Here is an 11,087-nt window from a genome sequence, read left to right as displayed (position 1 = left end):
AGTATCCGGAGCCGGGCGTTAGCGGCATGTGAAATAACAATGACGATCGAGAAAATTCGGCTGACGCGGGCTCGACGGTCAATGCTCCCATTGGTAGCTTCTGGGTGATCATCTGAGCGAAAGCGGAGGTCACCGGCTCATCCGATGGAGTCGGTATCATCGCCATAGATGAGCGTCGTCATATTTGACAAAAGTGGTTCTGGATACGAAACAAAGATGGTTGTTGCTGAATCGCGCGTCGATGCGGCGGCAGGTTTGGAACGTTACACCCGCCCGCGTCGATCCGCCGCCGAGCCGGCCGGACATGAATTGAGGGCACAGTGACTGCCGATCAGGGCGACGCCCGCGAGCCGATCGACGATGGGGACGAGCCGGTCGAAGGCGCGGACAGGGCGATGCCCCCCATCCCGGACTCGATCCGGGAGGCCGCCCGGCTCGCTCCCGACCACTGGCTGGGCATGGTCGACCCCACCTGGACCGGAGAGGGCGCCCCGCCGTCATGGGCGCTGGTCGGGCAGTGGCGGTCCAGCCCGGAGGGCGAGATCGTCGAGTGGCGCGACAACGAGGAGTACCGGCCGTCGCCGTCGGCGCTCGGCTGGCCGGAGCCGGCCGATGAGGTCGACGCGGCGGTGCAGCTCGCCGCCACGGGCTACGGTCCCGGCGAGGCCGTGACCGAGGCGCTGGCGGCGCTGCCGGAGGCGGCGGTCTTCGTCACGCCGCAGGGCGACCTGCTGTCGGCCACCGCCCCGGACGGCACCACTCCCGTGGTCCCCGTCTTCACCTCGCCGGGCTACCTGCACGCCGCGGGCCGGCTGGCGTACGAGCTGATGAGCGTGCGGGACCTGGCCGACCGGGTACCCTCCGGCCACGTCATCTACCTCAACCCCTCGGCCCCGGTGAGCATGACCGTGGACACCACCGTGCTCCGTGACGCACTGGACGGCGTCACCTCGCTCCGCCCCTCCGCCGTCGGCGGGTGACTTCGGGCAACCGGGCACGGTTGAGGGACACCTCTGCGGCGGATGAGAAAAGATCCGGGCAGAATCGGGCAAGGCCGGTGACATCCGGGCGAAAACGGAGTAGATCGGTCTTGAACCCGAACACTGTCGGGTTCGTATGTCTTACTGAGGGCCGCCTTTCGCCGTAGCCGCCTCCGTACGGGGCGAGAGGTTGACCTCGGACCGCCGTGCAGCGGTCACGTGGAGGAGGTGCACCGGTGACCGGCCACCTTCCCCGCCACGACCGAAGCCGTCACCGGAGGTGATCGTGACCCGCTGGAGAAGGGCGTCCACCCGCCGGGACCGAGACCGGCAGCACCCGGCCGTCTCGCCCAGGAAGGGCCGCGCCGGCCGCGCCGGCCGTGCCAAGGACCGGCCCGCGGTCGTGGTCGACGAGTACGACGACCTCATCCTGCTGCGCTCTTCCGCGGACGCGTCACCGCGGCCGGAGGGCGTGGCCGAGCTCGCCCGCTTCCTCAGCGGCGGCGACGACGGGCAAAAGGTGTTCACCGTCGTGGTCGGCGCGGACGGCGCGGACGCCGAGCTCTGGACCCGGCTCGGCGCCGTCCTGGACTCCCTGCGCGACCGGGGCGTGCGGACCGTCCGCCTCGCGCTGTCGGGCGCGGGCGCGTCGCGCTCCGGCCGGCCCGCCATGGCACAGCGCATCGCCGACGCCTGGGGGATCAACGTGATCGCCCCGGACGCGGGCGTGATCATCGTGCCCGGGGGCTCGCTGTTCGCGCTCGGGGCCGACGGGCCCGACCGCGGCTGGCGGTCGTTCACGCCCGGCGCGAAGCCGACGTCGCTCGGCCCGCGCAGCCCCGCGCCGCTCTGGCAGCCCGAACTCGCGCGGCTGCCCGGCCGTACCGCCGCCGGTCACGTCGTCGAGCAGGTTCCGGCCGGGATCCTGGTGCGGTCGGCGAAGGCGCCCGCCACCCGCGCCGGCCACCTCTGCTACGCCGTGCCGGTCGACGGCGACCACCCCACCGTCCTCGTCGACGCCCCCGAGTCCAGCGACGAGCCGGAGGTCCCGGCCGAGGACATCGCGGCCCTGCTGGCCGCGCTGCCGGACCCCACCCGGGCGACGGTCCGGCTCGCCCCCTGCGGTCCGCTGGACCTGCTGAGCGTCGGCCAGGACACCGCCGAGATGCTGGGCGCCGAGGTCGAGGTGCTGACCGGCCTCCCGCTGGTCGTCGGCACCGACGCCGAACCCGACGTACGGCCCGTCCTGATCGGTGCGGACGCCGAGCCGACCTGGGCGCCGTTCGTCGAGGCGGTCGCGTGCCGGCCGTACGACGCGGACGGCCGCGCCGTCGAGCCCCGGCTGGTCCGCTGGCGGTCCCCGATGTCCGGCATCCGCCGTACGGACCCGGCGCCCGTGCCGCTCTCGGACCACTGGCAGGTCTGCGTGACGAGGGCCGGCCTGTCGGTCGGGCCGCGCGGTGAGCAGGCCGACATCGCCGAACGGCCGGTGTCGTCCGGGCAACTGGCCATCGAGGTGAACCTGCGCGGCGCGCCGGCCGACGACGCGCTCTTCACCGACCTGTCCCGTCTGCTGTCCGAGATCGGGACCGGGGTCCGCGACTTCGTCACCATCCACCGGGACCTGCCGTCGCACCAGCCCGCGGGCGAGGACTTCCGCCTGCTGCGGCTGGCGATCGACCACGGTGTCTCGCTGGCGGAGCCCCCGCCGGCCGAGGCGCCGCCGGAGCCCGCGATGTCGGCGGTGCAGACCGTCGCCATCCCACGCTCCCGGCGTCCGCAGGAACCCGCCGTCGCGCCGGCCCCGCGCTCGTCGGAGACGAGAACCGGATTCGCCGAACCCGCCCGTGCCACCGAGTCCATGCCGGCCGGTCCGCCCGCGAACGGCGGCCCGCCCCGGCCGGACGCTCCGCGGATGAACAGCGGTCCGGCGGTTCCGGCGACCGGCGGTCCGACCGCGTACGGGCCCGGCGCTCCGGTGACGAACGACGGGCCGGTGACGCCGTCGAACGGCGGTCCCGCGACGCCCGCGTCCGGCGACGCGGCCACGCCGGGGGAGAGCGCCGAGCCCGCGCCCCGGCGCGACCCGGCGGACTCCGCGCCCGCCGCCACCGAGGGTCCCGGTCGCCCTCCGGGCACGCCGCCGACTCCCCGCGGCGTCCAGCCGCTCCCGCCGAGGCTGGACCCGATCCCGCTGACCCCGGTCACGCCTCAGTCCCTGACTCCGGCGACTCCCGCCGAACCCGCGACTCCGGCGACTCCGGCGACTCCGGCGACTCCGGCGACTCCGGCGACTCCCGCGACACCCGCGACATCCGCGACACCCGCGATTCCCGCGAAACCGGCGGAGCCCGCGCGCCCGGCTGAGCCCATGGAGGTCACGGAGCCGACGGAATCCGCTGCGCCCAGGATCACCACGGAGTCCGCGGCCGCCAGGCCCCCGGCCGCCCCGCCGGAGCCGCCCCGGCCCGCCGAGACGCCCGCGGCGGCGCCGGTCAAGCCGGTCGTGCCGCCTGCCCCGGCTCAGGGAACGCAGCCCCGGCCCCGGCCCCCGGTGAAGGCGGTCCGCCGCAGCACCGAGGCGGAGCGGGCCGAGTTCCGTACGCTCGCCCAGCCGGTGTGGGAACGGCACAGCGCCTCGGTGAACCGGGCGATGACGCGGATGCCCGCGTTGCGCGGCGCCCAGGTGGACGCCGCGCGGACCGACCTGGTCGCGGTGCACATTCACCTCTCGGGCGGCGAGGACGAGCTCGGCCAGGGGGACGGCGGCGTGCCCGCCGGCTACACCGCCTGCCTGAGCTCGGGCCTGTGCCGTCTGCCCTCCTACCGGGGAGTCGTCGTACGCGGCGGGCTGCCCGAAGGGGGCCTGGAGCGGTTCATGCCGGGAAGCGTGGTGCGGGAGGCGGCACCGGTCAGCGCGCTGCCGATCGGGATCGCCGCCGGGCTGTCCGCCGCGGCGGGGGGATATGTCATCTGGTCCGCCACCGGCCGCCGGGTACGCCCGCTGCTGGGTTCCACGCCCGGTGCGGCCTCCGACGAGGTGGTGTTCCCGCCCGGCGTCGCCTTCCGCGTGCTGGACGTACGGTCCGCGGGCCCGGCGCCTGTCGTCCTGATGACCGAGGTGACCGGCGGGGGACCCGTGGACGAGCGGCCCGGCGGGCTGGACGACGCCGACCGGGCGACGCTCGAACGGCTCGACGAGGCCCTGCGCCGGCAGGCGGCCTCGACCGGCGGTGCCTCCGCGGACGCCTGGCCGGCGCGCTGCGCCGAGCCCCTGGGAGAGGGGGCGGCGTGACATCTCACCGGCGCCTGGAGAGCCGCAGGCGGCCGTCCGCGATCTGATCTCGAAGGAGCATGATCTTGTCTGCAGAGCCAGGGTCCGGCGAACGCACGGAGTCGCTCGGCGTCCGCCGGCCGGTGGAACTGCCGGAGACCGAGATGGACGCCGTCGACGATCCGGCGCCGGCCGAGGCGGAGCAGGGCGAGGCCGCCTCGGCCGCCGCGGATGACGCCGACGCTCCCGCGGACTCCGCCGTTCAGGAGAAGGCCGTTCAGGAAAAGGCCGTCCAGGAGAAGAAGGACGACGAAGCCGCGGCGGCGCGGGACATCGCCGCGGCCCCGCCGCCGACGGCCGGTGCCGGCGACGCGATGCCGCCCGATCGGCCGAACAAGCCCGTCCTGGCCGCCGTGGCGATCGGCGGGGCCGTCGTGCTGGCGGTTCCGATCCTGCTGATCGGAACGGGTTCGCACCATGCCAAGAAGCACCCGACCGCCGCCGCGGCCGACACGGTGCTGCCCGGTGCCGCGCAGCAGCCGCCGGGTGCGTTCGTCACGAGCACGCCCACCCCGACGCCGACGCCCACCGCGAGCAAGAAGGACAAGGCCAAGGCCAAGAAGAAGGCCTCACCCTCTCCCAAGCCCTCGGCCGGCGTCCACGCACTGGCCAAGGCCGGGTCCAACGAGAGGCCGTCGGCGAGCGCGCCGTCGACTCTGCGGATCCACGCGCCGCGCGACATCTACCCGGGCAAGACGGTGCGTTCGAACCGCATCGCGTTGACCATGCAGTCCGGCGGCGACCTCGTGCTGCGCGACAAGAGCAACAAGATCATCTGGTCGAGCGGGACGCACAAGCGCGGGGTCTACGCCGAATTCCAGTCCGACGGCAATCTGGTCCTCTACGCCGCCGGCCGGAAGGCGGTCTGGGCGTCGGGATCGTTCGGTCACGACAACTCGACGCTGGTCCTGCAATCCGACTACAACATGGTGATCGTCGACCACGACGGTCACCCCGTCTGGGCCACCGGCACCTACCGGTGATCCGGCCCGCGGCCCGGAGACGGCCCCCGCTGAGCACCCACGCCGTACCGCCGGTCGCGCCCGCGACCGACCTCTAGAAAAGGAAAGAAGACCGTGGCTTCCAAGTCAGGATCTGGCGACCGCGCGGAGTCGCTCGGTGTCCGCCGGCCGGTCGAACTGCCGGAGACGGACATGGAGGGCGCCGGGAACCTGGCGCCGGCCGACTCCGAGCCGGAGAGCGGCGAGGCCGCCGGCAAGGACCAGGAGGACGCCGGCGCCAAGGCGGCCTCGGGCGCCGGGGCGACCGCCGAGGTGAAGGAGCCGGCGGCCGAGACCGCCGCGCAGGCCAAGGGCGGCCAGAGCTTCGCCACGGCGACCGACGTCGCGGTGGCGACGCCCGGAGCCGACGGCGACGGCGACGGGAACGGGATGCCGCCGGACCGGCCGAAGAAGCCGATCCTGGCGGGGGTGGCGATCGGCGGCGCGATCGTGCTGGCGGTGCCGATCCTGTTGATCGGCACCGGTTCGCACCACCCCAAGAAGCATCCGACCGTCGCCGCGGCCGACACCGTGCTGCCCGGTGACGCGCAGCCGCCGGCGGGCGCGTTCACCTCCCAGTCGCCGACGCCCACCCCGACGCCCACGCCGTCCGCGTCGGCGAAGAAGAAGGCCAAGCCCAAGGACGACAAGAACGCCAAGAAGGCGGCCGCCAAGAAGAAGGCCGTGTGGTCGGGCGTCTCCAACGTGCTGCTGAGAAACGCCGGAAGCAAGATGTGCGCCGACATCTCCGGCTACGGGAAGGGGTCACCCGACGACAAGGTCATGCAGTACTACTGCACCCCCGGCGACGCCGACAACCAGGTCTGGTCGCTCGGCGTGATGCGCGACATGAAGGGACCCGGCGGCACCGCCCTCTTCCTGATCCGCAACACCAAGGACGACCTCTGCATGGACCTGCCCTACTACAAGGGCGTGTCGGCGGGCACCAAGGTGACCGAGTACTACTGCCGGCCCAAGGGCGACAACCAGCTGTGGTACCGGAGCCACACCCGCGGCCACCTGTACCGCATCCGCAACTACTCGAGCCACGGGCTGTGTCTCGGGCCGATCGGCCGCTCCCACGAGCACGCCAAGCAGCTCGAGGTCCACAAGTGCGGAAGCGGCGACGAGTGGTCGTGGCCCAGCGGCGAGTGACCCGTACGCCGGATCAGCTCACCCGGGGCTCGGGGCCCGCCCACCCGGAGTCGTCGCCGGGCATGCCGGCGGGGTCGCACGGATGGCCGATGCCCTGCTGTGCCTGGGCGAGCCGCCGGCGCGCCGCCTCCGCCGCGCGCCGGGCCTCGGCCTGTACGGCCGGATCGTCGGCCAGGGCGGCCGCGTGGTCGAACCAGACCGCCGCCTCGCCGTGCTGCTCGTCATCCGCGCAGCGTTCGCCGGCTCGCAGCGCCGCCGCCACCAGGTCGTCGCGGGCGACGAGCGGACCGGCGGCCATCAGGTGCCGCGAGATCTGCGCGGGGTGGCGGTGCGGCAGCTCACCCAGCGCACGCGCGGCCGCGGCGTGCAGCATCTGACGGCGGGCGGGAGTGAGATCGTGCAACACCACCTCGCGGGCGAGCTCGGGCATCAGGTAACGGCCCATCCGGCCGTCGGCGCCCTCTTCCCAGTCCAGCATTCGGGCGATGACGGCCGCGTCGATGAGCGAGAGCAGTTCCTCGCGCGTGATGGCCCGGATGCCCACGAGGAGCTCGGGGTCGAGCTCGCCTCCGGTCACCGAGAGGGCCTCCAGCATTTTCAGCACGCGCTGGTCGAGCTGGTCCATCCGGGCGCGCAGGACCCGGATGACGGAGGCGGGGAGCCGCGCGCCGGGCCCGGTGCGCTGGTCGCCGGGCAGTTCGAGGATCTCGGTGATGAGGAACGGATTGCCCTCGCCGCGCCGGTGCAGTGCCACCGCCTCGCGCTCCCGCGGCTCGCTGCCCATCAGCTCGTCGAACGGCGTGGAGCGGAGCCTCATCAGCTCATGGACGTCCTCGACGGTGAGCGGGCCCAGCGGGAGCAGGGTGGCGCGGCTCTGCCGGACGAGCAGTGCGAGCAGCTCGCGCAGGCCGACATCGTCGGTGTCCTGCGTCGTGCAGACCACGACCAGCGGCACGTCGCGCAGCAGCGTGGCGTACATCCCGAGCAGCCGGCGGAACCGTCGGCCGGCGCGGTGCAGGTCCTCGATCAGGCAGATGGTGGGCTGGCGGGCCAGCCGCTCGGCCAGGTCGCGGGCGATCGCCTCCGGCTCGCCCTCCACGCGGATCTGCGGGTAGAGCGCCGACAGCAGTTGCCCGAGCGGATTGAACCGGTCGTTCTCGGCCTCTTCCTCCTCATCGGAGGCGGTGTCGATGCCGCAGCGGACCCACACGACGCGGAACGCCAGGTCCGCGGCGCGGGAGGCGAACTCCTCGGCGAGCCGGGTCTTCCCGCTGCCGGACTCTCCGGACAGCAGCACCCAGCGGGTCCGGCCCTCGGCCGCGTCGCCCAGGAGCTCCTCGTAACGGGCCACTTCCCCGGCCCGGCCGACGAGCGGGCGGGCGATGACCGACGGCCGCGCCGGCCGCGCCGGCCGCGCGGGCGGCGCGGCCCGCGCGCCGGGCGATGCCTGCGGGGCGGGAGGCCGTACGGGCTCCGGTGCGGGCAGGTCCTGGCGGAGCACGGCGACGTGGACGCCGCTCAGCTCGGGGCCCGGCACGGCGCCGAGCTCGTCGGCGAGCAGCGTGCGGATCGTCTCGTAGCGCCGCAGCGCCTCGGCGGGCCGCCCGGCCAGGTAGAGGGCGCGCATCAGCAGCGCCCACGCGGCCTCGCGCAGGGGAGACCGTGTGGTGAGCTCCTCGGCGATGAGGGCCGCCCGGTCGTACTCGCGCTGCTGGAGCAGCACGGTGGCGTTCAGCTCACCGGCGGCCATTCTGATCTCCTCCAGCCGGGAGATCTCACGGGCGGCGAAGGCGTGGTTGGCGGCGTCGGCCAGGGCGGCGCCCCGCCACAGGCCCAGGCCGCTCTCGACCTCGTGCCGGGCGTCCTCGAGCCGCCCCTGGGACAGCAGCTCGCGGGCGTGGGTGACCGACTCCTCGAAGCGGGTCGAGTCGCGGGTCTCGGGCGGCGCGTTGAGCGTGTACCCGGCCGGTCCGCTGACCAGCACGGTGCCCTGCCCCCGCCGCGCACGGCCCGGCTCCAGTACGGCGCGCAGGCGGCTGATGTGGGAGTGGACGGAGGAGACGGCGCCCGCGGGCGGACTGCCCTCCCACAGGTCGTCACACAGGCGGTCGGCCGAGACCGGGTGGCCGTCCTCGACCAGGAGGCGGGTGAGCAGCAGGCGTCGCTTGGGCGGGCCCAGGTCGAGCCGGGCCTCGCCGGACCATGCCTCAAGCGGGCCCAGCAGCCCGAACATGACACGGTCGCTCAATGGCTCGCCTTCCACGGTGTGGGCGCCATGACGTCGTCGGTCTCGTGTGCGCCGAACGGGAAAGGGAGGGTCGGCCGCCACCGATCGGCACCCGACAACATCGTGCCTCGGCTGACTGTTCACCTGACAGGTCAGAAACTAATCATTCTGTCGTGTTTCCGGCGGACTGTGACTTCACACGCTGCGGCGACGCGAAGCCGATTGTTCACTCGAATGCTCACATCGAACGCAATGTTGCCTTAGCGTTACAGGATGATCAAGGAGGGAGGACGGCGCGGGGAACGGGACCGCCTCGGCCGACGACGATATGAAGCCTCAAATCCGGCAGTTCGCCAGTCTCGGTGAGCAGCTCCAGTCGGCACGATACCGGTCCTTTGTCGGCCGTTCCGCCGAGCTGGCGCTGTTCCGTGCGGCGCTGGACCGCGCCGCCGACTCCTTCGCGGTGCAGTTCGTGACCGGACCCGGGGGCGTCGGCAAGTCGACCCTGCTGCAGCGGTTCGCCTACGAGGCCGCCGTGGCCGGCCGGATCGTGGTCGAGATCGGCGAGCACCGGCCGCCGCAGTCCCCGGAGGCGTTCGAGGCCGACGCGATCAAGATGTTCACCGACGAGCCCGCGGCGTTGTTCGTGGACGACTTCGAGACGTACCGGCCGCTCGAAGGCTGGCTGCGGGACCGGTTCCTGCCCCGCCTTCCCGCCGGCTCGCTCGTGGTCTTCGCGGGCCGGCGACCGCCGGGGGCCATGTGGCTGTCGGATCCGGGCTGGCGGGACGTCCTGCAGGTGATCACCCTGGGCGACCTGTCGCGTGATGACGCGAGCGCCCTGCTCACCGCGCGCGGGGTGCCGGCCGCCCGGCACCCGGCGGTGCACTCCTTCGCCGGAGGCCACCCGCTGGCCCTGTCCCTGGCCGCGTCGGCGGGCGACGACCTGACCAGGGACAGGGCCGGTGGCGAGGGCGCCGAGTGGACCCCGTCCCCGGACCTGATCGGCGCGCTGCTCACACGTCTGGTCGGTCAGGTGCCCTCACCGCTGCACCAGCAGGCACTGGAGGTCAGCGCCCACGTGCGGACCACCACCGAGGGACTGCTGCGCGCCGTGCTGCCGGAGGTCGACGCGGGCGCCCTGTTCGACTGGCTGCGGCGCCTGTCGTTCATGACGTCCGTGCCGTCGGGCATCCGTCCGCACGAGGTCATCCGCGAGGCGCTCGACGCCGACCTGTCCTGGCGTGATCCCGAGCGGTACCAGGACATGCACCGCCGGCTCATCCGCCACTACGTCGGTGAGGCACGGACCGCGCCGGACCCGCCGAGCTTCGCCCAGCTGGAGGCGCTGATGTACCTCCTGTGGCACGGCTCGGGCCTGTTCGGCGAGCAGGAGGAGTACGACTTCCGCGAGGACGTCGTACGGGCGGGCGACCGGAGAGCGCTCCTGGACATCACCGTCGCGAACACCAACGACGAGACCGCCGCCATCGTGGAGTTCTGGCTCGAACGGCGGCCCGAGGCGTTCTCCGTCTACCGGAGTTCGATGTCGGGGGAGCCGGCCGGGTTCGTGCTGACGCTCCGGCTCACCGAGCCCGACGCCGAGGAGAACGCCGTCGACCCGGTCGTGGCGGAGGCGTGGTCGTACGTCCGCCGGGTGAGCCCGCTGCGCGAGGGCGAACACCTCGCGCTCGCGCGGCTCATGCTGGCGCGCGACGCGTTCCCCTCGCCGGTCTCGGACCTCATCGCCGCGCGGCTCGTGACGATGGCGATCCAGGACGAGGGCGTGGCCTGGACCTGCATGGTCGTGTCGGACCCGGAGCGTTGGCAGCGGTTCGCCCTCTTCGGAGAGCAGGACCCGCTGATGGTGGGGGTCGGCGACCGCATCTTCGGGCTGTTCTGCCGGAACTGGCAGGAGACGCGGCTCGACACCTGGCTCGAACAGCTCACTCCGCGCCGTACGCCCGCGGCCTGGCGGGCACCGCGGCACCGCGCCGTGCGCACGTACGCGGTGCTGTCGCGGGCCGAGTTCGACGCGGGCGTCCGTGGCGCGCTGCGCTCGTGGAACCGGCCGGACGAACTGGCGGCCAGTCCGCTGGTCCCGGCCCGGGTGGTCGCCGAGACGGGAGGCGAGCCGGTCGAGGCGCTGCGCAGAGTGCTGCACGAGGCGGTGGAGAAACTCGCCGCCGACCCGCGCGAGGTGAAGCTGTATCGGGCGATCACGATGACGTTCATGCAGAACACTCCGACGCAGCAGGCCGCCGCGGACCGGCTGGGCCTGCCGTTCAGCACCTACCGCCGGCACCTGACCCGCGGCCTCGAACGGGTCTGTGAGCTGCTGTGGCATCGGGAGCTGCTGGGCGTGAGCGGCGTGGAGGCGTCCTGACCGG

Annotated in this window: 7 protein-coding genes; 6 read left to right on the top strand and 1 reads right to left on the bottom strand. The window is 73.3% G+C overall.

All coding sequences use genetic code 11. The features are described 5' to 3' along the window. Positions 1-168 precede the first annotated feature (168 nt). From QSK37_RS42730 to QSK37_RS42710, 5 genes are all read left to right on the top strand, one after another. The gene (locus tag QSK37_RS42730; RefSeq protein WP_285633096.1) at positions 169-324 is read left to right on the top strand and encodes a hypothetical protein; all 156 of its coding nucleotides are present in this window, start codon (positions 169-171) and stop codon (positions 322-324) included. Further along, on the top strand, positions 321-980 hold the full coding sequence (locus tag QSK37_RS42725) for a type VII secretion system-associated protein (protein ID WP_285633093.1): 660 nt from the start codon (positions 321-323) through the stop codon (positions 978-980). Before QSK37_RS42730 ends, QSK37_RS42725 begins: the two co-directional genes overlap by 4 nt. A 286-nt stretch (positions 981-1,266) precedes the next feature. Next, a complete protein-coding gene (locus QSK37_RS42720; RefSeq protein ID WP_285633090.1) occupies positions 1,267-4,275 on the top strand; it encodes a hypothetical protein in 3,009 nt (1,002 codons plus the stop codon). Positions 4,276-4,340: 65 nt separating this feature from the next. Continuing rightward, a complete protein-coding gene (locus tag QSK37_RS42715) occupies positions 4,341-5,297 on the top strand; it encodes a hypothetical protein (RefSeq protein ID WP_285633087.1) in 957 nt (318 codons plus the stop codon). Between the two features lie 93 nt (positions 5,298-5,390). Beyond that, on the top strand, positions 5,391-6,470 hold the full coding sequence (locus QSK37_RS42710) for an RICIN domain-containing protein (RefSeq protein WP_285633084.1): 1,080 nt from the start codon (positions 5,391-5,393) through the stop codon (positions 6,468-6,470). A gap of 13 nt (positions 6,471-6,483) precedes the next feature. On the opposite strand, the gene QSK37_RS42705 is transcribed toward QSK37_RS42710, so the two are convergent. Next, entirely contained in the window at positions 6,484-8,718 is a 2,235-nt protein-coding gene (locus tag QSK37_RS42705; RefSeq protein WP_285633081.1) for an ATP-binding protein, read from the bottom strand. Between the two features lie 307 nt (positions 8,719-9,025). Between QSK37_RS42705 and QSK37_RS42700 the strand changes: the two genes are divergently transcribed. After that, a complete protein-coding gene (locus QSK37_RS42700) occupies positions 9,026-11,083 on the top strand; it encodes a P-loop NTPase (RefSeq protein ID WP_285633078.1) in 2,058 nt (685 codons plus the stop codon). Positions 11,084-11,087: the final 4 nt, after the last annotated feature.

Source organism: Actinoallomurus iriomotensis (assembly GCF_030269445.1).
GTDB lineage: Bacteria > Actinomycetota > Actinomycetes > Streptosporangiales > Streptosporangiaceae > Actinoallomurus > Actinoallomurus iriomotensis.
This window is presented reverse-complemented; position numbering and strand designations above follow the sequence as displayed.

Coding starts and splice junctions, on each gene's coding strand:
- QSK37_RS42700 (WP_285633078.1), top strand. CDS start 9,026: ATGAAGCCTCAAATCCGGCAGTTCGCCAGTCTCGGTGAGCAGCTCCAG.
- QSK37_RS42730 (WP_285633096.1), top strand. CDS start 169: ATGAGCGTCGTCATATTTGACAAAAGTGGTTCTGGATACGAAACAAAG.